The sequence below is a fragment of the Acidobacteriota bacterium genome (genome assembly GCA_009691245.1).
Classification (GTDB): domain Bacteria; phylum Acidobacteriota; class Terriglobia; order 2-12-FULL-54-10; family 2-12-FULL-54-10; genus SHUM01.
On sequence record SHUM01000021.1, the window covers coordinates 14,721 to 37,202 of the forward strand.

A 22,482-nucleotide genomic window follows, 5' to 3' on the forward strand; every position below is an offset into this window, starting at 1 on the left:
AATCCGCCGCACGCCGCATTCACCGATTCGATGCGCGGAGAAAATACCGTTTGACAAAAATATGGCGGGGGCATTAAGTTCCATGTTGAGAGGATATTGGCGCGGATTCGTGTCAGCGTTCACCCACCCTGCAAAATGGGCTTCGGAGACGTGGCACTAGCCTCGGCCAGCGCGATCATACTTTTATGGCAAATAGCTCCGGCGGAAGCCTGGATAAGGCAGTTGAAGAACTAATACAGCGAGTCGTTGAGACCACCTTGTCCTCGGTTCGTGGCGACCTGGCGCGGCTCTCGGAATCTGCTCCTGCGTCCTCGGGAGCCGGTTCCGGGTCATTCTCCATGCTCAACCAATGGGTCAATTCCATTCTTCAGCCGACGGGACAATCGGAAATCATGGCCGAAGCGCTCAAGTCAGCGGCGGTACTGGCTGGCGGAGCCGCTCTGTTTGTGCGTCGCGGAGACAACTTCACGACGTGGCGGTCCGAAGGACTTTCCGCGGAGAGCACCAACGCCCTGCGCGCCGTTACCGCCTCCTCCGCTCAGCCCGGAGCCTTCAAAGACATCTGTGACAATCAGGCGGCGGTTTGCCAGTCCCGTTCCTCGCAGGCCTGGCCCTCTGGTTTGGACGCGATTATTTCTTCCGGCCAGAAGTCATCTGAAATTTGTCTCTTGCCCGTGCGCGTTGGCGGCAAGGTGGTGGCGGCCATCGTTGCGTCGGCAGCCAACGGCTCGGACGCTTTTGCCGGGCTGGAGATCATTGCTCGTGTTACGGGCCTAAGCCTGGAAACATCCGGGACTCGGACGCAGGCTCCGCAGAAGGCCGCGGAGCCAAAGCCGGTCGCTGCGGAATCATTGCCCCAACCACTGCCCCAGCCAACTCCTCAGCCCGCACCATCGGTACCTCTATCGCCCATGGCACCTCCTATGGCCGCACCCACGCATGGGACATTTGGTGAGTCGGCACAGGGGCCTGCCATGGCCTCCACGCAGACGCCTCCTCCTGATGTCGAGACACTTCCTGAGGATGAAAAGGAAAGCCATCGCAAGGCGCATCGCTTCGCGCGCGTGGCGGTTCAGGATTTGCTGTCCTATCACAAGGGCAAGATTGCCGAGGGGCGCAACAATCGCAATCTCTACTCCGTGCTGCATGAGGATATTGAGAAGACACGGGAAAACTACCAGAAGAAATTCGCGCAAACCGCGGCAGGCTCCTTCGATTATCTGCACTACGAGTTGGTCGCCAAGCTGGCCGGAAACGACCCGGCGGTTCTCGGCGAGCAGCATCCCGGACCTGTCAGCAATTAGCCCCGTCGCGTGAAGACGCAAAAGAAGATTTATGGTCAGGCAAGTCTTTCAATTCGCCCGCGGACTTCTGGCGCTGTCGGTCTGCGCAGGTGGGCTCGACTATTTTTCCGCGTCTGGCTTGCTGGCCGCCAGTCCCGCGGCAGTCGTGAAAGCCACTCCCTTGCAGAGCAATGCCAAGGCGGCGCTGGAAGGGAAGGCGGTCGCCGATCGCAAGAAGCTCGAGACGTTCGCGGCGCAAAGCAAGGACAAAGCCCAGGCCGCGCTGGCCTACCTGGCCTTGGGCTACTCCAATTATCAGCAACAGAATTATTCCGCCGCCGCCGCCGCCTTTTTGAAGGCTCGCAATCCCGACAACCTGCTGCGCGACTATGCCGATTATTATGCGGCGATGAATGCTCAGGCGAGCGGCGCATCGCAGGACGCGGAGAAATTCCTCGACGAATTTCAGCAGAATAATCCGGCCAGCCCGCTCGCGCCCAAGGCAGCGCTGGAACATGCCAAGCTGCTGATTGAGTTGCAGAAGCCGGAGGAGGCCGCCAAACGGTTGGAGGAAGCGCTCGGCCTGCCACAACCCTCTGCCACCTACTTTCTGGCGCGTGCTTACGATCTTGCTGGACGCCCGCTCGATGCCGTAGCGACATACCACAAAGTATTTTTTCAATACCCAGCCTCAGCGGAAGCCGCTGAAGCCAATATCCGTATGCAGAGCCTGCGCCTCAAGCTGGGCAAGCAATATCCAGTCGCCGAGGCCTCGTTGTGGCTGATGCGCGCCGACGCGCTGTTTGCCAAAAGTCGCTGGAAAGATGCCGAATCCGCCTACCGCAACGTGTCCACAACAACGTCCAACACGCCAGCGGCCGCCGCGCTGCGCCAGCGCGCCCATGTGCGCGTGGCCGTCTGCCAGTATCAGGCCGGGGCCACCTGGCCGGCGCTGAATGCGCTGCAGGCGATGGATTTTTCCCATGCCGGGGCCGACGCCGAGGCCGACGCGGAACGCCACTATATCCTGTCGCTGGGCTATCGCAAGCTGCTGCGCATTGACCAGATGACGCAGCAATTAGAACTGCTCGGCAAGCGCTATCCCCAGTCGCCATGGTATGAGAAGGCGCTGATCTCTGCGGGAAACAATTATCTACTGGCCAAGGATTACAACCGCGCGGGCGATTATTACCGCCTGGCCTTCCAGAATTTTCCCGGTGGCGATGGCGCGGCCTACGGCCATTGGAAAGTGGCTTGGCAGGCCTATCGCGAGAGGAAACTGCCGCAGGCTCGCCATCTGTTTGAGGAACATATCACGTCGTTCCCCAACAGTCCGCAGATATCGGCGGCGCTGTATTGGCTGGCCCGGCTGATGGAGCGCGAGTCTCCGGTGATTGCGTACCGCTACTACGCCAAGCTGCGCGAGGCCTTCCCCAATTATTATTACTCCCTGGTGGCCGCCGATCGCATCGCCGCACTGCCGCCACTTACTCCGGAGCAGGCCGCAGCCGTGCGCACGATTTCACTCGACAAAGTGCAACGCCGGACTGGCGTGTCATTGCCCGCAACGCTGACGCCGGTGGAATTGCGCGCTGGTGATCGCGTGCGACTGCTCGAGTCCGCCTGGTTGATCGATTGGGCCGTCAATGAACTGACTCCCATGCTTCCGCCCACGCCCAGCGCATCATGGGCCGGTGGCGAGATTGCCCGCATGGAAGAGCTGCGCGGCCGCCATCACGTGGCGCTGCGCCTTTCAAAAATTTATGTCCCCAGTTATTTTTCGCAGAGCATTGCCGAACTTCCGCCCGACGTGTGGCGCCGTCTGTTCCCCATCCCGTACTGGGAGGACATCAAGAAGCGCGCGGCGGAATCCAATCTTGATCCGTACCTGGTGGCCGGATTGATTCGTCAGGAGTCCGAGTTCAACCCCGGCGCGCAGTCGCGCTCCAACGCGCGCGGCCTAATGCAGTTGCTGCCCTCCACGGCGCGTCTGGTGGCCCGCAAAGCGCCGGATCAGCGTTCCCGCAACTATCAACTCGGCCTGCTCTTCCAGCCGCAGTTCAATTTGATTTACGGAACCATGTATCTGAAGAGCGTGCTCGACCGTTTCGATGGAAGCATGGAGCAGGCCATCGCCAGCTACAACGCCGGCCCAGGCCGCGTGCAGCAGTGGATGAGCGAAGGCCCCTACACGGAGCCCGCCGAATTTGTCGAGAGCATCCCCTTCACCGAAACACGCGAATACGTGCAGGCCGTCCTGCGCAACGCGCAGATGTACCGCAAGATTTACGCCGAACCTTCCGCCGCGAATTAGGGGTTAGGGATTAGGTCCGGGTTCCCAATCCCTAATCCCCAACACCTAACCCCCATTCGCATTTATAATTCTGAAATGACCAATCGCAGCGAAGCAGCCATTCAATCCGCGCATCGCATCTTCCGGGCCGATCGCACCAAGGGGTTGGCCGAGTCCGTCATCCGTGAGATGACGCGGCTCGCGCTGCAACATGGTGCCGTGAATCTTTCGCAAGGCTACCCGGATTTTCCCGCGCCCGCGCTCATCAAGGAGGCGGCCAAGCGGGCCATCGACGCCGACGTTAATCAGTACTCCATCACCTGGGGCGCGAAGAAATTTCGCGACGCGCTCTCGCGCAAGCTGACCGGCGAGCTGGGCTGGGAGGTGGACCCGGAGCGCGAGTTGACGGTGGTGTGCGGCGCGACGGAAGGCATGTTTGTGGCCTTCATGGCGCTGCTGAATCCCGGCGACGAGGTCATCGTTTTTGAGCCGTTCTATGAGAACTACGGCCCCGACTGCGAACTGACCGGCGCGGTGCCCAGGCTGGTATCGCTGCATCCGCCGGATTTCCAGTTCTCGCGCGAGGCGCTGCGCGCGGCGTTTAACTCGCGCACCCGCGCCATCATCATTAACTCGCCGAATAATCCCAGCGGAAAAGTTTTTAGCCGCGACGAGTTGGAATTGATCGCCGCGCTTTGCCGCGAACATGACGTGTTGGCCATCACCGACGAAATCTACGAGCACATTTTATACGATGGTGCCGTGCACATTCCCATGTCCACGTTGCCGGGAATGCGCGAGCGCACCGTAACTATCAACAGTTGCTCCAAGACCTATAGCGTAACGGGATGGCGCGTCGGATGGGTGGTGGCTGCGCCGGAGCTGACCAACAGCATCCGCAAAGTCCACGATTTTCTCACCGTGGGCGCGCCCGCTCCGTTGCAGGAAGCGGCGGCGGAAGCCGTCGCGCTGCCGCGCAGTTACTATGAAGAGCTTGCCGCTGAGTACGCGGTCCGCCGCACCAGGCTGTTGGGGATTTTGCAAGACACTGGTTTCCGGTGCTTCAAACCTTCCGGCGCCTACTACATCATGGCGGACATCTCTGCCTTCAGATTCCCGAACGATACGGAGTTCGTGAAGCACCTGATTACCACGATCGGAGTGGCCGCCGTGCCCGGCTCCAGCTTCTTCCGCAACCCGGTCGACGGCGCGCACCTGGTGCGCTTTACATTTTGTAAAAAAGAAGAAACGCTGGACGAAGCGGGCCGCCGCCTGCTGAAACTTCGTCCACGCAAATGACGGCCCCTGTTTCATGTCTCCGAAGGAGGCACAATTGACGACGCCCAGTACTAATCCCCCCGATACTGTATCCATTCAACCGAGCGGTGCGTTCCGACTCCCGCACCTGCTGATTTTCCTGCTGCTGGGGCTGCTCATCTGGCAGACCATGCACTACTACCCGCTGCTGCCAGAGCAAATTGCCGCGCACTTTGACGTCGCCGGAAACCCCAACGGATTCCAGTCGCGGACATTTTTCTTCGGCCTGATTTGGGCCGTGGTGCTGGTGGTGCTGCTGGCTTTCCTAGGCATCCCGCGTTGGCTGGGAAAACTGAATCCGCGCTTACTGAACATTCCCAACAAAGAGTATTGGCTTACGCCCGCGCGACTGGATCAGGCGATGAAAATACTTTCCACCGAGATGGGCTGGTATGGAGTCGTGGTGATCGGGTTCATCCTCTTCACCATGCAACTTGCACTGCAGGCCAATGTGGCCCGCGCCCCGCTCAACAGCCGATTGCTGATCATGGGCCTGGTCGCCTTCCTCGCCTTCACGGTGATCTGGACCATTCGCATGTACCGCAAGCTGGCCGTCCCGAAAGCACAGCGATGAACCCAGTAGCGTTTCATTTGGAGTAAACGTTTGCTCGCCGCTGCTTCGCTTTGCCCCTATGCTATACTGTTTGCTTCATTCCAGTTGCAACCGCTTTCTTAGGAGACGACGCAGAAATGCTGGACACATTTTTATTGCCTGAGACGAACATTGAAAAAGCGGGCGAGAGCGCCGCGGTATCCATTCAGGCTGGCGCGGGCAAGAATTGCCTGATGACCATGGCCATCACCAAAATTCTGGAACAGCAGTCCATTGACGTCAGCGTGTGGGGCTCCGCCGACGGCACGGAGTGGAGCGCGAAAGCGCTGACCAGCTTCCCGCAAAAGTTCTATCAAGGAATTCACCAGCAGCTACTGGACCTCTCAAAGAATCCAGAAGTGCAGTTTCTGAAACTGAAGTGGGCGGTCAGCCGCTGGGGTGTGGGCGATCCCACGCCTCGTTTCAGCATCCTGGTCAAGATTCAGGAACAAGCCTAAAATTAGCGGCGACTAGTCACGCCGCACGCAGAACAAAAAACAACTGAATAGCGTGGGGTTGCGCATTCTCAACTCTGAATCCGGGTTGCTGCAACTTCCGCAATGGGGAGGGACTCATGCTTCGTACCGCATCGTTTCAACGCTTCGTGGCCGCTTCGCGCTCCGGAGTTCGTGCGTCATCATGCCTGCCATCATGCCTGTTGTCGTGCCTGTTGTCGTGCCTGTTGTCGTGGATGTTGCCGGCGCTCCTGTTGGCGCTCGCGTATCCGGCTGTTTCGCTTGCCCAGACCAGCGGCGTCCAGATCACATGGGTGGGGCAAGCCTGTTTCATTATTCAGGAAGCCGGCTCGAACGCCATCGGCCCCATCGTCATCACCGATCCGCCCAACGCCGCGCAGGGTTATGACCTGCCCACGCTGCCCGCCGATGTGGTAACCGTCTCGCACACTCACCAGGACCACAGCAACGTCGCCGCGATGCGCGGCAATTTCACGCTGGTGGATGGCCGCCCCATCTCGGCGCGCACGGAAGTGGCTGCTTCGGGGATGAACTTCGTCATGGTCCCCGGCTTCCACGACACCACTAATGGCTCGGTACGTGGGCCGAACGCCACCATTCGCTGGACGCAGGGCAACATCCGCTTCGCGCACTTCGGCGATTACGGTCAGGACGCGCTGACTGCAACGCAACTCGCCGACCTCGGGACCGTGGATGTGATGTTCGTTCCCGCCGGTGGCGGACTGACGATCGACATCGCTGGCGTGGATGCGCTGGTGAATCAAGTGCGGCCCAAGGTAGCGGTGCTGATGCACTATCGCACCGCATTCGGCGGCGCGGGGGCGCCGTTTCAGTTCACGGAATTCTCCGGCACTGGCGCGCGGCCCATCCGCTACCGTCCGTCGCGCGTGCTGATCAATCTCGCGCAGCTTCCCGCCACCACCGAGTACTGGGTGATGGAAGTGAATGCGCCGATGGCCGCGGTGAACTCCGCCACCTTCTCCGCTGGCCAGCCGGTGGCGCCGGGATCCCTGGTGTCGTTCTTCGGCAACTTTCCCGGATCGTCCACGAGCAGCGCAACGTCCACTCCACTGCCGCGGCAACTCGGCACCACCGAGGTGCTGGTGAATGGCGCGGCGGTGCCGCTGCTGTTCGCTTCGCCGCAACAGGTGAATGTGCAGTTGCCGAGCGCGACAATTGCGGGATCGTATGCCGTGGAGGTTCGCGTGGCGGGCGAGCGCGCCGCGCGCGGGCCGGTGTCTGTGTTGACGTATGCGCCGGGGCTGTTTGCCGCGCTGAATCAGGATGGGCGACCGAACACCGCGCTCGCGCCCGCGCGGCGGGGCGAGGTGTTGCAGATTTTCGCCACCGGGCAGGGGCCGGTTGCTCAAGACGTTCCGGATGGCTCGCTTGCGCCCGCCGCGCCGCTAATTAATTCCGTCCTGCCCAGCGTGGCTGTGGCGGGACGGCTGGCGCAGGTGCAGTTCAGCGGGCTGGCGCCCAATATGGTCGGCGTCTGGCAGATCAACATCGTGATTCCCGCCGATACTCCCGTGGGCACCAGCATCCCCGTGGTGGCCGCCTTAGGGCTGGTCAGCAACGTGATTACAGTCGCCATCCAATGAGTGATTTGATCTACGTCGCCAGCAGCAACGCGGGCAAGCTCACCGAAATCATGCTGGGCGTGGAGCTGTGGCAGCGCCATCGCAAGGAGATGCCCGGCGCACGCCTCGCCTGCACGATTGAGCTGCTGCCCGGCTTCGCGCTGCTGCCGCGCTGCGCGGAGGACGCCGATACCTTCGCCGGCAACGCGCGCAAGAAAGCTCTGCACTACAGTCGGCTGACAAAGAGTCCGCGCGCCTGGGTACTGGCCGATGACTCCGGACTGGTGGTGGATGCGCTCGACGGCGCGCCGGGCATCTACTCAGCGCGCTACGCCGGGCCGAACGCCACCGATGCCGACAACAACCACATGCTGATCGATGCGCTACGTGATGTTCCGCCGCCGCGCCGCACCGCCCGCTTCGTCTGCGCGCTGGCGCTGGCCAATGAAGATGCGGTCGTCGCGGAGTTTTCCGGCGTGGCGGAGGGCGCGATTCTCGATACTCCGCGCGGCACGCATGGCTTCGGCTACGATCCGCTGTTCCTCGATCCACTCAGCGGCAAGACCTACGCCGAACTCACCGCTGAAGAAAAACTCGAACGCAGCCATCGCGGCCAGGCGCTGTTCGCGTTGCTCGATTGGCTCGCAGTCCGTTAATCTACCAACATGTCCAATGCGGAACGCACCAAGTGGGACGAGCGCTATCGCGCCGGTGACCACGCGTCTGAAACACCTGATCCATTGTTGCAACGCCTGCTGGACAACTCGTTGCCGCAGCCGCAGGGCCGCGCCGCGCTGGACGTGGCCTGCGGGGCGGGCCGGCACGCGGTGTGGCTGGCCGAACATGGGTGGGACGCGTATGGTTGCGATGTCTCGCTCGAAGGGTTGCGTGTCGCGGCGCAGTTGGCACGCACGCGAGGCGTAACGCTCAAACTGTTCTGCGCGGATATGGATGCGTCGTCGCTGCCGCCCAATCGTTTCGACTTGATTGTGGTGTTCTTCTATCTGCAGCGCAGTTTGTTTGAAGTTTTCAAATCCGCGTTGCGGCCCGGCGGGTTTATCATCTTCCGGACGTATGTCGCGGACGCGACGGCACCGGAAGGTGCTGGGGACAATCCCGCCCACGTGCTGCAGCCCGGCGAGCTGGCCGCGGCGTTCGCGGGCTTCCGCGTTCTCCACGAAAACAAGAAAGTGGGCAGCCGCGCCATCACCGAGTTCATCGCGCAGAAGCTGTAACGGAGTCGCGCGGCACTGTCATGTATTGTTAATTCAACTGGGATTGCAGACGGAACAGGGCCTTCTTCGCCAGACCATAGCCGGCGTTGTGCTCCAGCGATTTTCGGTAGCTCTGCACCGCTTTCCCCCACTGACGCAGCTTTTCATAGACGCGGCCGAGATTGTAATGCGGAAAGCAGTAGCTCTCATAACGACTGGCGAGGGTAGCCTTCTCCAGCCACGGAATCGCTTCCGTGAACTGGCCCTGCTCGATCAGATAAGCGCCGATATCGTTGTAGGGATTGCCAAAATCGGGATCGACCTGGATAGCCTGGCGGCACTCCGCGATGGCCTCGTCGTAACGATTTTGGAAACTGTAGGTCCAGCCCAGGAAGGTGTGGGCCTCGGCCGTGGGCGCAAGGGCGATGGATTGCTTGTATAAATCGATCGCCTGCTCCAGATCACCCTTCATCTGGTGCGAGTAGGCGAGGTGGAACAGCTCCGCAGCTTTCAATTGATCTTCGCTATCCTGCATTCGCTTATCCAACTTCCATCCAGCGCGGCGGCTTCGAAGCCAACGCGTAGTCGTTATTCTGCATAGTCCATCGCTAAGATGCAACTTCATCGCTATCGGTCGCATGGCGATTTTGGCCCAGCGTCGATTGCCCGCTATAATTGGCCATTTATCGGTATGCTTTGATTGAGGGCTTCATGAAGATCGCGCTGGCGCAGATGAATCCAACCGTGGGGGACTTCTCCGGTAATCGGGAGAAGCTCGTCCGTTATGCCCGCGAGGCGCAGGCCGCCGGAGCCGATCTGGCCGTATTTCCGGAGCTATCGCTGTGCGGCTATCCGCCACGCGACCTGGTCGAGAAGCCCAGCTTTGTGGAGCGCAACCAACTGGAGTTGGCGGCATTGGCCGCCGAGGTTCCCGGCATTGCGATCATTGTCGGCTTCGTCAGCCGCGTGCCGGGCGAGTCGGGAAGGCGTGTGGCCAATAGCGCCGCGTTGCTGTCGGGAGGGTTGGTGCGCTTCGTGCAATCGAAGATGCTCTTGCCCACCTATGACGTATTCGACGAGGGCCGCTATTTTGAGCCGAGCAAGAAGCAAAAGATTATAGAGTTGGGCAGCGAGCGGTTGGCGCTGACCATCTGCGAGGATATCTGGAACGACAAAAATTTCACGACCAATCGCCTCTATCCGCAGGACCCGGTGGAACAGTTGTTTCAGCAGGGGGCCACCGCGCTGGTCAATATTTCCGGCTCCCCGTTTGCGATGGGCAAACCCCGGTTCCGCGAAGAAATGCTGCGTGCGTTTGCGGTGCGCTATCGAGCGCCGGTTATCTTCGTCAATCAGGTGGGCGGCAACGACAGCCTGGTATTTGATGGATCGAGCTTGGCGCTCGACCGCGCCGGCAACGTGCGCGCGCGCGCCAAGGCGTTTGAGGAAGACCTCGTTTATTTCGATACGGCGGAGGGCGGGCCATCCAGCGCAGCGACTGCCCCGAGCGAGAGCGCAGGCAATCTCGATGACGATCCATCCGTCTATGCCGCGCTGGTGCTGGGGACGCGCGACTACGTGCGCAAGTGTGGATTCGAGTCGGTGTTGATTGGCCTCAGTGGCGGCATCGACTCAGCGCTGACGGCGGCCATTGCCGTGGACGCGCTGGGGCGCGACAACGTGCTGGGCGTGGCCATGCCGGGCCCCTACTCCTCGCCGGAAAGCCTGGCCGATGCGCGTACCCTCGCCGCCAACCTCGGAATTCGCTTTGAGGTGGTTTCGATCACGGGCACCTTTGAGGCCTACCTCGCCTCGCTGCGGGAGCTGTTTGCTGGAACTCCCTCCGGCGTAGCGGAGGAGAATATCCAGGCGCGCGTGCGTGGCAATCTGCTGATGGCCCTCTCCAACAAGTTCCGCTCGCTGGTGTTGTCCACCGGCAACAAGAGCGAATTGTCCGTCGGCTATTGCACGCTCTACGGTGACATGGCCGGCGGGCTGGCGGTGATCTCAGACATTCCCAAGACGCAGGTTTACAGACTGTGCGCGATCGTCAATCAGCGGGCGCAGCTGATCCCGCCCGCCATTCCCCAGGCGATCATCGACAAGGCGCCCACCGCTGAGTTGCGGCCCAATCAGAAGGACACCGACAGCCTGCCTCCGTATGAGGTTCTGGATATCATTCTAAAAAGTTACATCGAAGATGCCGAGACGGCGCGACAGATCGCCGAGCGCACCGGCATCGCGCTGGAGCTGGTGGAGCGCGTAACGCGCATGGTGGATGGCAACGAATATAAGCGGCAGCAGGCAGCCCCGGGACTGAAAGTTACATCCAAGGCATTTGGCATTGGCCGCCGCTTCCCCATTGCCCAGCGGTATCGCGAGTAACGAGCAACCATTTACCACAGAGGACACAGAGGTACACAGAGGATGCGGGAAGCACGGCATGGGGCGCCGCGGAAGGGTTGGGCACGCGCGTCGATCTGCACCTCAGCGCGGGCCTTTTGGTTTCAACCTCTGTGCGCCGCTGTGTCCTCTGTGGTTAAAAGTGCTGAGATCGCCAGGAAGAGGACAGGTGCTATAATGGGGCGAGTAATTCAGGGACAACGGGAAATCAAACGGGAAATCAAATGAAGAGTAACCTCAAAGTCGGCCTGGTAACATTTTCGACGGCGCTGTCCGTGATCCTGCTGATCGGCGCCGTGCTGGGGCAGGACCGCGAGTCGAAGGAACCCTATCGCCCGCTCGCCGTGCTCTCCGAAGTGCTCTCGCGCATCCAGAGTGATTACGTGGAAGAGCCTAATTTCGACCGTGTTACCGAAGGCGCGCTGCAGGGAATGGTGGAGTCGCTCGACCCCTACAACAGTTATCTTTCGCAGGCCAATTACACGGAGTATAAAAAAGGCTGGCGCGGAGAAGCGTCCATTGGCGCGGTGATCTCGAAGCGTTTCGGACTGCCGGGAATCGTTGCCGTGGTTCCGGGAGGGCCCGCGGATCGCGCCGGGCTGGTGGCGGGCGATATCTTTGAAGCCATTAGCGGCAAGAGTTCGCGTGAGATGTCCTACGAGGAAGTACTGGCGCGTCTGGATGGCCCGGTGGGCTCCACGGTCAGCCTGTCGGTGGTGCGTCAACGCAGCCAGCAGCCGCGTTCGATGGAGTTAAAGCGCGAAGTAGTCCAGAACCCAGAAATTGAATCGCGCGTGATTGACAAGGGCGTCGGCTACCTGAAAGTGCGCGCGATGCCCACGGGAATTTCCAAAGTTCTGGCCACTCGCATCGAAAGCCTGCGGCGCAGCGGCGCCACCAGGTTTGTTCTGGATATGCGCGATAATGCTTCCGGGGACATGCAGGAAGGCGCTGCGGTGGCTAATCTGTTCATTGGCCAAGGGCTGCTCGGTTACGTGGAAGGCCAGCAATATCCCCGCCAAAGTTTTTTGGCTGACAAGACGAAAGCCATCAGCGCGGAGCCGGTTACGCTGATTGTGAATGAGTCCACTGGCGGCGCGGCGGAATTTCTCGCCGCGGCCTTCATCGAGAATCATCGCGGCGACGTCGTCGGAGCACGCACCTTTGGCATCGGCTCCATTCAGAAAGTAGTCCCGCTGCCGAATGGTTCGGCGCTGGTCCTCTCTGTCGCCAAGTTTCACTCGCCCGTCGGCAAGGCCATTCAGGATACCGGCGTAACTCCCAACGAAGTGGTCGAACAGCCCCGCAACATCGCTTCGCTGACTCCCGAAGAAGATGTCGAGGAAGAGACTCCGCCGAGCAATCAGCCGCTGGAAGACCTGCAACTCAAGCGCGCCATCGAGCTGCTGAACGAAGCGCAAGCCCTGCCCCAAGCCGCGTAAAGGCAGGGAGTGGGGCGTAGGGTGTGGTCAAACTCCCATTGCCCGATGCCTTTCCCACACCCAACACCCTACGCCCCACTCCCCAATTACTTGGCGCGTTCGAGGTACTTGCCTTCCGCGGTGTCCACGCGGATCTTCTCGCCGACGTTGATGAACGCAGGCACGCCCACTACCAGACCGGTTTCCATGGTGGCGGGCTTGGTTACGTTGCTCACCGTGGCGGACTTCAGGCCCGGCTCGGTTTCCATCACCGTCATGTCCACGGTGATGGGCAGGTCGATGCCCACGGCGCGGCCCTCGTACATCTGGATTTTAATCTGGATGTTGGGGATCAGGTAGTTGGCGTTGTCGCCCAGCGTTTCCGCCGTCAGATGAATCTGCTCGTAGGACTCGGTGTTCATGAAGTGGTAGTCGTCGTGTTCGCGGTACAGGAACTCCATCACCTGCTCATCGACGTGCGCCACATCCATCTTGTCTTCCGAGCGGAAGCGGTGCTCGATCATGGCGCCGGTGCGCAGGTTGCGCATCTTGGCCTGCACGAAGGCGCGCAGGTTGCCCGGCGTGCGGTGCGTTACCTGATGGATGGAGAACAGCTCTCCCTCGTGCTTGATGACGTTGCCGCGCCGCATCTGTGTTGCGTTCATGAAGTACTCCCCGAAAAATGTTGGTGTGATTCTGCCGAGAGCCGGCTAGAGCCGAGAAAAACCATCCCCACGACCGCAAGCGACCATCTGCTCATCCATTATAGGGAAGGCGCGCGAAAGCCGTCAACCTGTGGGCGCGGCTCTGTCACGCACACACAAAAAAACCGCCGGGAGGTGGAAGCCTCCCGGCGCAAAATGTGATTAGGGTTTGCCAGGCCTACTGGAACGACACGGATTTGGAGATTGTTGAGATATAGCTGGTGTACCCAAAGTCCAGCCCCGGCGCGGTGAAGCGGCCTGGAGTTGTGTATGCTCCAACAAACATGAATCCAAAAGGCACACCCGCCGAGCTGCCACTGGGTGGGAGCGCCAGCAGAATCGAGGAGGGAATGTTGAATTGACCGGCGGAAGTCCGCTCCAGGCAAACGAAGGTGGCCTGGGCCGTGTTGGAGACGTTGATGGACGCTCCGGCGATGTATGTGAGTCCATTCGGATCGCCGCCGGTCCAGGTAACCAACTGCCCCGCCGCACGGTTGACGGTGGTAATCGCGGCCTGATTCGACCACACGGTTCCCGGCGGCACGGTGTGAGTCGTCGTGAACGCTCCCACATCGGACCCTCCGCCACCGTTGTTGAGCGTGTAGGTGCCAGGCACCAGATAGTCTGGTTCCGCAGCACCGAATGGAACAGTCTGGCTGAATACTCCGGAATAAATGCCCGTTGAGGCGGCCGCCATCTGCTTGGCGCCGGTCGGCCCGGAAACGTTGATCGCAGGTCCGGCATTCAGGGGGGTGAAAACAGGTCCGGTATTGCCGCCTGCGCCGACTCGGGAAATGGACACGGCGCAAGCGCCCGGATTGGAAACATTCAGATCGCTGCCCGCATTGGACAGCAATTGGTCGAACGTATAGCGGAAGAACGCGGCGCCGCCGGCATCCGACTTAATATCAAACGACCCGACACCGGGAACTGAAAAACTGGAACTGGACTTACTCAGCGTCATGGAACCAATGCGCAGGCCGCCGCTGTTGCGCGCCTGCTCCAGCTCCGCGGGCGTGTAGCCGCCGGGGTCGGAGCATATGCCGCCATTGGGAGCCACGGACATGGTGGTGAAGTTGCTCACAATGTTGCCCACCTGAAGACTTACCGGAGCGAAGCAGCCGCTCACGTCCTGCGGCACGGTGAAGACGACCTGGTCAATTCCCACGCAACAGCCCGAGCGCCAGCGATAGGTGATGGGCGTCTCACGCCCGCCCACAAACAATCGCGCGTTGACGTTGCTCAGGTTGCCGGGCAGCGGTTGACCCGCCTCATTGCCGGTTACCGGCCCCAGTCCTGTGCCCCACAGCGTTACCACCTGGCCGGGACGCGCCGACTCCACCAGCGTGTTGAACGGCTGATTGGCCTCGGTGATGAAGTTCTGAATGATGCTCGGGCCCGTGCCGCCCTGATTGCGCGTGAACGTTCCAAAGCTGCCCGCCAGCACGATGATCGGCGCGGCGTTGCTGGTGACGCCGTTGTAAGTAACCGTCACCGTGCCCAGCGGCGTGCTCGACGGGAGCACCGCGGCCACCTGCGTTTTCAGCGTATACAGCATGATGGCGTTCACCACCGTGCCGCCCACGGTAACCCGGACGCTGGTCCCTGCCAGACCGGCGGTGGTGGGCAGCGGGAACGCGCTGACTTGCACAATGTTGGCCGGACCCAGGTTGTCGCCGAAGATCACGAAGATCGACCCTTGCGCGATGCCCTAGTTGGGCAGGCCCGCAACCGTATAGCTGCCGCCGTTGCGGATGCCGTCGGCGGCGATGGAGGGTACCTGGGCTTGGGCAGCCAGCGGTGCCAGCGCCATCAGGCCCAGCAGAAACGTGAGATGGAGGGTGCGTTTCATCATTGGTTTTTCCTTTTCAAAGTAAGTTGGCGGGACATCGCCTCGGGGGTACGCATCCCGTGATTTTGCCCGCCTTGCGGCGAACAAGGAACGATCCTACCACCGCCCACTTTACGAAACAAGTAGACGCGTCTGTACCCAGCTGGTTTGATTGGCCTGGGGATTCCCGCCTAAACAATTCGCGGCGCAGGCGGCGGAAAATGATGCGTCACCCTCGATCGTGCCGGGGCACAATGGCATGGACACTTCGGCACGCAGCAAGCGCGCGGGCTGATCGCGCAGGTGAGAAAAGTGTGGTAGGGCAGAAGTTAGAAGACAGAAGGCAGGAGACAGAAATCAGAATGCGGGGAGTGGTCGGCGAGTCAATGGGAGAATTCGGAATCTTTGGGCGCTGCCCCGCATTCTGATTAATTAGAAAATTTGGACATTGTGGAATTTGTGGTCAGAGTGGTCAGGTTGGCGCTCCGGGTGGGGGCCATTATGCCCACTGCCGACACCCCATTGCTGGGCCATTTCCCAGTTTGTCAATCTGGTCAGAGTGGTCAGAACCGTGAACGTGTGCACTTTGGGCAATTTTTATTTTGCAATATAAGAGTTGTTTGTAGACGCTATTACTGATAAATTAATGTGTTACAGACTTCCATCGGATTCAGCGTGCGAGCATCCCATATTAGGGTAGGAGAGCAAGCGGTGCCTTCAGAGTATATCCCTGTAGTGATTTTCCTGTTGCTGGCCATTTCCTTCCCCGTGGTCTCGCTGCTGGCGGCAAAGTTGGTGCGTCCGGACTCTCCGTTTGCCGCCAAGTTGATGCCCTATGAGTGCGGCATCGATCCCGAGTCGAGTTCGCGCGGCCGCTACACCGTGCGCTTCTACATTGTGGCGATCCTGTTCGTCATCTTCGACGTGGAAACCATCTTCCTGTTTCCGTGGGCCGTGCAGTTCCGCATGCTGGGCCTGTTCGGGTTGATCGAGATGCTGGTGTTCCTAGCCATCCTCGTCGCCGGATACGTTTGGGTTTATCGCAAAGGCGCGCTCGACTGGGTGTAGTCCACCGCGCACAGATCATTACTTTTTCAGACGATAGGGACCAATAGATACAGACATGCCGAACCATTTTGCGATGATGCTCGCCGCAGAAAATCCGGTGCTGATCTTTATCACCCGTATCTTCACGCCGGACCCATTCCAGGGCATCTACAAGCCCAACAGCTTCGACCTGTTCGTGCTGGTCCCGTACTTCACCATCCTGATTATTCTGGCCATCCTCGGCGTGCATCGCTATTACATGATGTACCTCTACTACCGCAACCGGACACCGCGCCTGTCGCCAATTCAAGACGTGCCGGTGCCGCTCGGGAAGTTCAGCGATCTGCCGCGCGTAACCATCCAACTACCCATCTTCAATGAGCGCTATGTTGCCGAGCGCATGATCGAAGAGGCTTGTAAGATCGAGTACCCGAGCGAGCGGCTGGACATTCAGGTGCTCGACGACTCGACTGACGAAACCGCCGCGCTGGCGCGTGATTGCGTGGAGCGCTACGCCGCGCTGGGCCACCCGATCACCTATCTGCACCGCACCAACCGCGAAGGCTACAAAGCCGGCGCACTGGCCGAGGGATTGTTGCAGGCCAAGGGCGAGTTCGTCGCCATCTTCGACGCCGACTTCCTGCCTCCCGCCGATTTCCTCGCGCGCACCATCGACCACTTCACCGACCCGAAGGTTGCGCTGGTGCAGACGCGCTGGACGTATCTCAACCGGCATTTCTCCTGGCTGACGGAAGTGCAGGCCATCCTGCTGGACGGGCACTTTGTCTACGAGCACATCGCGCGCACCAAGACCGGGCGCTTCTTCAATTTCAACGGCACGGCCGGCATCTGGCGGCGCGTGGCTATTGATCAGGCGGGCGGTTGGGAGCACGACACGCTCACCGAAGACGCCGACTTGAGCTATCGCGCGCAACTGCTCGGCTGGAAGTTTGTCTATCGCCCCGACATCGAGTGCCTGAGCGAGCTGCCCGTTGAGATGAACGCCTTCAAGACGCAGCAGGCGCGCTGGGCCAAGGGCCTTATTCAGGTGGGCATGAAGATTCTGCCGCGCGTGCTGCGCAGTGATGCGCCGCGCCACGTGAAGACTGAAGCGTTCTATCACATGACCGCGAACCTCTCGTATCCACTGATGATCGTGCTGGCTCTACTGAGTTTTCCGGCGATGATCATTCGCTTCTATCAAGGCTGGTTCCAGATGCTCTACATCGATCTGCCGTTGATGGCCGCCGCGACGCTCTCGGTCTCCGCGTTCTATATGGGCAGCCAGCGCGAGCTATTTCCCGATGACTGGAAGCGCAGTTTCCGCTACCTGCCGCTGATTCTGGCGACCGGCGTGGGCCTGACATTGACCAACTCCTGGGCGGTGTTCGAGGCGCTGATGGGCAAGCAGAGCGAGTTCGTGCGCACCCCCAAGTACAGCCTGGAAGCCCAACGCAACCAGACGGGCCGTTCCGTCGGCCCGCGCTTCTTCCGCAATGTCTATCGCAAGCGCGCCCACTGGGTAGCGATGCTCGAAGTCGCCCTCGGCGTGTACTTTCTCTACACCGTCTACTTTGCCATCGCCAGCGCCAACTACGCCACCGCCTTCTTCTTGAGCCTGTTCGTACTCGGCTATCTGGGCACCGGTCTGATCTCGCTCTTCCAAGGTAGATGGGACCGCTGGTCGGAAGCAGTTACGTCCGTCGCCGCATCCATCCAAAACGCCGCCCGCTTCGCCCTGCGCCTCTTCCACCGCGCGTGACAGTGCCGCGCGCTATTCCAGGTTCATGCGGCGCAGCAGGTCGTGGTAGCGCGGGTCGTTGCGCATTGAATCGAACCACGGGTGGAACTTTAGCAATGTCATCGAGCTGGCTCGCTCTTCGTAGGCCTTTTCCAGCCATTCAAATGCGCGGTCTTTATCGCCCAGGCCGCTGTAAACCACCGCCACCCAATATGGCTGAACAAATTTCGTTTTCGAGGCTTCAATCATGCGGTCCAGAATGCTTTGTGCCTCGGCTCTTTCCCCGGCTACGGCGTATGCATATCCCAAGGTGCCAAGGTTCTGGCTCGAACCCGTGGCGAGTTCCACAGACTTCTCCAATTCCCGGATCGCCTCGGGATACATCTTCTTGCCCAGGTACGACCGTCCCGCTTGCCGGCGCGCACCGGCAGATTCCGGGTCGAGTTCGATAGCTTTCCGATCCCAAATCATTGCCGCGTCGTATTGTCCCGCATATCCAAGAAGTTCTCCAACAACTCTGGTTATGGTGACAGAAAGCGGGTCTAGTTGCTGGGCGCGGTTCACCTCCGCCAGCCCCTCATCGAGACTACCAGCGCTTGCCAAAAACCATAGACCATACCATTGGTGGGCCAGCGAATAATTGGGGTCCAATTCCATGGCGCGCCTAAACTCTCGTTCCGCGGTCGGCCGATCGCGGTCATAAAGGAGTGCGATATAAGCGAGTGATGCATGTGCCTCGGCAAGAGTGTCATCCAGTTGGAGAGCTTTCAGCGCGGCCGCCTTCGCCTTGGGCATGACTTGCTTCGCAGAGGCGAAGGTATAATTTTCCTGAGAGCTGTATGTGTCGGCCAAACCGCTGAGGGCGAGAGCGTAGGTGGGGTCGTTCCCGACGGCCTGTTGGAAGTATTCGATGGCCTTGTTGAATCCTTCTTCCGACTTCTTGTTCCACCAGAAGCGGCCTTTGACGTACGCCTGATACGCCTCCGTATTCTCCGTGCCGCGCTTGGCGAGCTTTTGCTGGTCCGCCCCGGTGAGCTTCAGTCTTAGTTTGTCGGAGATGTCGCGGGCGATCTCTTGTTGCAGGGCGAAGATGTCCGTGGCCTTGCGCAGGTATTGCTGCCCCCAGATTTGGTGATTGTCAGTCGCATCAATCAATTCAACGCTGACCATGATGCTGTCGCCCACCTGGCGCACCTGTCCTTTGAACACCGCGCCTACGCCGAGTTGCTGGCCGATCACGTTGGCGGTCACTTCCTTGCCTTTGTAGCTGAAGGCGGAGTCGCGCGACATGACTCGCAACTGCGGCAGTTGCGAGAGGCTGGAGATAAGCGACTCGGCGATGCCGTCGCCCAAATATTCAGCGTCCGCATCGCCGCTGCTGTTGACCAGCGGCAGCACGGCGAGCGAGTTGATGGCGTCGCCTGGTGTGCCCGTATTGCCGCCCGCGCCATTGCCGCCGGGGCCGCCACGGCGCAGGTAATACCCCGCACCAACTCCAATGGCCAGCGCGACCGTCGCGGCGATGCCGACCGCGACGTAGCGCCCGCGCCTTGCTCGCTCCGTGGCCCGCTCCGTGGCCGGCGCAGCGGCTGGCCCGGCGACACTGGTGGCACCCGTGGAGCCAGCAGTGCCGGGCGAAATTGTCCCGAACTGTTCACGGAGGTAGCGCACGAAGTGGACGGTGACCATCACGCCATAAAGCAGCAGGAAGAAGCCCGACGAGATGTTGAGGGCGACGCGGAAGGCGGGTTGGTCGGAGTGCATCCAGTGCTCGAAGACGAACTCGACGGCGAAGCCCACGACCAGGATGATGGCGTCCTGCAGCAGGATGCGCAGCAGGGCGAAGATTTCCTCGAGCATCCCGACGGTCTGGTGCCGCACGTTGCCGCGCAGATGCTCCCATTCCTCGGAGCCAGATGGGCGTTGTGACTTGTCAGGGGCGTTGTCGGGAGTAGGGTGCATAAGCGAGTCAGTTAGTGCGAGTGGTCAATTTGAGTTACATGGCCGCGCCGATTATAGACGGATTCGCGCCGAAGTTGGTAGGGTTTTGCGATGCGGATAGTGCCGCGGCACTGTCGCGCGGTGCCTTTGGTGAGGCTACAATAGTGAAATGACTCTTGCGCGATTCATGCCGGGTTGGCAGCGCTTCGTTGTGTGCGCCATCTGGTGCTCGCTGCCAGCGCAACTTTTTGGGCAATCGGCGGGGCAGTCAACCGCACCGGCTCTGTTAACTCCCGCCGACTATGCCGCAAGGCGCGCTGCGCTGCGTGCGCGAATCGACGATGGGATTGTTGTATTGCACGGCAACGGGGAACCTTCCGGCTCTGAAGCATTCCGCGTCTTCCATCAGGACAGTAATTTTCTCTACCTCACTGGATACAATTCCCCTGGCGCGATGCTGGTGCTGACATCAGGCAATGAAGAGCGCCAGGGCAGGGAACGGTCTTCGGCGCCCGCAATTAAAGAGACACTATACATTCCTTCGCGCGATCCGCAGTCCGAGGTTTGGACCGGGCCGCAGCTTGATCCCGACAAGCCCGAGACGGCTGCGCAACTCGCGTTCGAGTCCGTGCGGAGCGTGAAGCAGTTGGACGCGGACCTGCGCCGGATGTCCAAGAATGTCCGCAAGATTTTCACCACGCTGCCCAACCCGCACGCTGCCGAAGACGAATCCGCGTTCGACCGCTCGCGTCTGGAGCGGCTGAAGAAAGTCTTCAGCAAGGCCAGCATGCAGTCCATTGACAAGGAGACCACGCCGCTACGACAGATCAAGTCGGCGCTCGAAATCGAGATGACCCGCCGGGCGGTGGCTTGCACGATGGACGCGCATCGTCAGGCGGGCCGGGCGCTGCAGCCTGGCGTGCGCGAGTATGAGATCGCGGCGCTGATGAAATACACGATGGAGCGGGCCGGGTGTACGATCACCGGCTTCGATCCCATCGTCGCCGCCGGTCCGCGCTCGACGATCCTGCATTACACGCGCGGCGATAAGCGCGTGGAGCAGGGCGACCTGGTGGTGGTCGATGTGGGCGGCGAGTTCGCGGACTACTCGGCGGATATCTCACGCACGCTGCCGGCCAGCGGCAAGTTCACCGCGCGGCAGCGCGAGATATACGAGATTGTTTTGGGCGCGCAGGAAGTGGTACTGAAGGCCGTGCGGCCCGGCGCGTCGCTCTACGGACGCGGCGCCGACAGCTTGCACAACATCGCGCGGGAATATCTGAACACGCACGGGCAGGACCGCAATGGCCAGCCGCTGGGGAAATATTTCACGCACGGCATCGGGCATCAGGTGGGTCTCGACGTGCATGACTCGGAAGACCGCGCCACGCCCCTGCGCGAGGGCATGATCCTGGCCATCGAGCCGGGTCTCTATCTGCCCGATGAAAACATTGGCGTGCGCATCGAAGACATGGTGTTGGTTACCAAAGACGGCGGCGTGCTGCTGAGCACGGACTTGCCGCGCACGGTAGAGGATGTCGAGCGCTGGCTGGCGCTGGAGTAACCATTCTCGACCCAACACCCCCAACTAGTCGTCATCCTGAGCGGAGCGAAGGACCTGCTTTTGTTTTACCCGTCGGCGCAACAGCAGGTCCCTCGTCTCTGCGCTTCTCGGGATGACAACAATCGTAGCAGTGGGCGCGGGAGTGGGCGCTGCTCACTGGCGGAATTCGGGAGCGTCTGCGCCGCTGGCTGCTGGGTTTGTCTTGTGCCTGCGCGGTGTTTGCATTACTATGAACGATTCGGATCATGATGTGGTGCCCAGAGGCGTGAGGATGCGTGGAGCTGCGCGATGCTGGCCTCGGCTGACGCTGATCGTTATGGCGCTAGCCGCGTCGCTGACTTTGGCGTTGGCCGTTATGGGGGTTTCCTGCAATCGGCGCTCACCGAATTGGGAACAGTTGAATCAGTCCGCGGCCGAGGCCATTGACGCTGGCCGCAGCATTAAGGCTGAAGAGCACTTGCTGGCCGCGCTGGAGCTGGCTCGCAATACGGAGAGCGAGGCATCGCGTATTCCGTTGAGCCTGCACAGGCTGGCGCGGTTCTACGAGGCACGGCAGCGCTACACAGCCGCTGCGGAGTATTTTTCACTGGCGTTTGACGCCGACAGTGAGCGGTTGGGGGCGGATGATCCGTCGCTGTACGACACGACGCAGCGGCTGGCTGGAATCTACGAAAGCAGTCAGGAACTGACGGAAGCGAAGGAAGTTTACAAGCGCTTTCTGAAGCTGCAGGAAGTTGGTCTGGGCAAGGATGCCTTGCCGATTGCCTCAACGCTGGTGCCGATTGGCCGGCTGGCGCGCATGCGCGGCGGATACGACGAGGCGGAGAAGGCCTTTCAGCGCGCGCTGGCGATTCGCATCCAGCATTTGGGGCAGGACAACGGGAAGTTGCCGGAGATTCTGGATGAGTATGTTGCCTTGCTGCGCGAGACGGAGCATCCCTACGAGGCCGACTTGATGGAAGAGCGATCCGCGGACCTGCGGATGCGCGAAACGGCGCGGAAAGTTCGGGAAGCGCAGCAAAAATAGTTTGGATTTTCGGTTCCCCCAATTCATATCGAGTGGTTCATATCG

At 60.5% G+C, this 22,482-nt stretch carries 18 protein-coding genes; 14 read left to right on the plus strand and 4 right to left on the minus strand.

The features are described 5' to 3' along the window. The first annotated feature begins 257 nt into the window (after positions 1-257). The 8 genes from EXQ56_06935 to EXQ56_06970 all read left to right on the plus strand — a co-directional run bounded on the left by EXQ56_06935 (position 258) and on the right by EXQ56_06970 (position 8,779). Entirely contained in the window at positions 258-1,304 is a 1,047-nt protein-coding gene (locus tag EXQ56_06935; protein MSO20189.1) for a hypothetical protein, read from the plus strand. Between the two features lie 31 nt (positions 1,305-1,335). Next, on the plus strand, positions 1,336-3,597 hold the full coding sequence (locus EXQ56_06940; GenBank protein ID MSO20190.1) for a tetratricopeptide repeat protein: 2,262 nt from the start codon (positions 1,336-1,338) through the stop codon (positions 3,595-3,597). A 75-nt stretch (positions 3,598-3,672) separates the two neighbouring features. Continuing rightward, on the plus strand, positions 3,673-4,875 hold the full coding sequence (locus tag EXQ56_06945) for an aminotransferase class I/II-fold pyridoxal phosphate-dependent enzyme (protein MSO20191.1): 1,203 nt from the start codon (positions 3,673-3,675) through the stop codon (positions 4,873-4,875). 13 nt (positions 4,876-4,888) lie between these two features. Beyond that, positions 4,889-5,467, plus strand: coding sequence for a DUF1648 domain-containing protein (locus EXQ56_06950; GenBank protein MSO20192.1), 579 nt, complete (start codon positions 4,889-4,891; stop codon positions 5,465-5,467). Positions 5,468-5,583: 116 nt separating this feature from the next. After that, complete coding sequence (locus EXQ56_06955; protein MSO20193.1) at positions 5,584-5,943, plus strand: hypothetical protein; 360 nt, start codon at positions 5,584-5,586, stop codon at positions 5,941-5,943. Positions 5,944-6,059: 116 nt separating this feature from the next. Beyond that, on the plus strand, positions 6,060-7,565 hold the full coding sequence (locus EXQ56_06960; protein ID MSO20194.1) for a hypothetical protein: 1,506 nt from the start codon (positions 6,060-6,062) through the stop codon (positions 7,563-7,565). Then, a complete protein-coding gene (locus EXQ56_06965) occupies positions 7,562-8,200 on the plus strand; it encodes a non-canonical purine NTP pyrophosphatase (protein ID MSO20195.1) in 639 nt (212 codons plus the stop codon). Before EXQ56_06960 ends, EXQ56_06965 begins: the two co-directional genes overlap by 4 nt. Before the next feature lie 9 nt (positions 8,201-8,209). Next, complete coding sequence (locus EXQ56_06970) at positions 8,210-8,779, plus strand: class I SAM-dependent methyltransferase (GenBank protein MSO20196.1); 570 nt, start codon at positions 8,210-8,212, stop codon at positions 8,777-8,779. Positions 8,780-8,807: 28 nt separating this feature from the next. On the opposite strand, the gene EXQ56_06975 is transcribed toward EXQ56_06970, so the two are convergent. Then, positions 8,808-9,293: a tetratricopeptide repeat protein gene (locus EXQ56_06975; protein MSO20197.1), complete on the minus strand. Its 486-nt coding sequence runs from the start codon at positions 9,291-9,293 to the stop codon at positions 8,808-8,810. A gap of 176 nt (positions 9,294-9,469) precedes the next feature. Between EXQ56_06975 and EXQ56_06980 the strand changes: the two genes are divergently transcribed. Together EXQ56_06980 and EXQ56_06985 are read left to right on the plus strand one after the other, a co-directional pair. After that, positions 9,470-11,143: an NAD+ synthase gene (locus EXQ56_06980; GenBank protein ID MSO20198.1), complete on the plus strand. Its 1,674-nt coding sequence runs from the start codon at positions 9,470-9,472 to the stop codon at positions 11,141-11,143. 242 nt (positions 11,144-11,385) lie between these two features. Then, positions 11,386-12,603 carry a hypothetical protein gene (locus EXQ56_06985; protein MSO20199.1) on the plus strand — a complete coding sequence of 406 codons (1,218 nt, stop codon included), beginning with the start codon at positions 11,386-11,388 and terminating at the stop codon, positions 12,601-12,603. 86 nt (positions 12,604-12,689) lie between these two features. Here the strand turns inward: EXQ56_06985 and efp are convergent, their stop codons facing one another. Both efp and EXQ56_06995 read right to left on the minus strand, forming a co-directional pair. Beyond that, entirely contained in the window at positions 12,690-13,247 is a 558-nt protein-coding gene (gene efp / locus EXQ56_06990; protein MSO20200.1) for an elongation factor P, read from the minus strand. Positions 13,248-13,464: 217 nt separating this feature from the next. Further along, the gene (locus EXQ56_06995) at positions 13,465-14,994 is read right to left on the minus strand and encodes a hypothetical protein (GenBank protein MSO20201.1); all 1,530 of its coding nucleotides are present in this window, start codon (positions 14,992-14,994) and stop codon (positions 13,465-13,467) included. Positions 14,995-15,828: 834 nt separating this feature from the next. Here EXQ56_06995 and EXQ56_07000 point away from each other — a divergent pair. Together EXQ56_07000 and EXQ56_07005 are read left to right on the plus strand one after the other, a co-directional pair. Further along, complete coding sequence (locus EXQ56_07000; GenBank protein MSO20202.1) at positions 15,829-16,185, plus strand: NADH-quinone oxidoreductase subunit A; 357 nt, start codon at positions 15,829-15,831, stop codon at positions 16,183-16,185. A 76-nt stretch (positions 16,186-16,261) separates the two neighbouring features. Then, positions 16,262-17,926, plus strand: coding sequence for a glycosyltransferase (locus EXQ56_07005; protein MSO20203.1), 1,665 nt, complete (start codon positions 16,262-16,264; stop codon positions 17,924-17,926). 12 nt (positions 17,927-17,938) lie between these two features. On the opposite strand, the gene EXQ56_07010 is transcribed toward EXQ56_07005, so the two are convergent. Continuing rightward, complete coding sequence (locus tag EXQ56_07010) at positions 17,939-19,867, minus strand: hypothetical protein (protein ID MSO20204.1); 1,929 nt, start codon at positions 19,865-19,867, stop codon at positions 17,939-17,941. A 148-nt stretch (positions 19,868-20,015) separates the two neighbouring features. Between EXQ56_07010 and EXQ56_07015 the strand changes: the two genes are divergently transcribed. Beyond that, complete coding sequence (locus EXQ56_07015; protein MSO20205.1) at positions 20,016-21,410, plus strand: aminopeptidase P family protein; 1,395 nt, start codon at positions 20,016-20,018, stop codon at positions 21,408-21,410. Between the two features lie 112 nt (positions 21,411-21,522). Then, positions 21,523-22,437 carry a tetratricopeptide repeat protein gene (locus EXQ56_07020; protein ID MSO20206.1) on the plus strand — a complete coding sequence of 305 codons (915 nt, stop codon included), beginning with the start codon at positions 21,523-21,525 and terminating at the stop codon, positions 22,435-22,437. Positions 22,438-22,482: the final 45 nt, after the last annotated feature.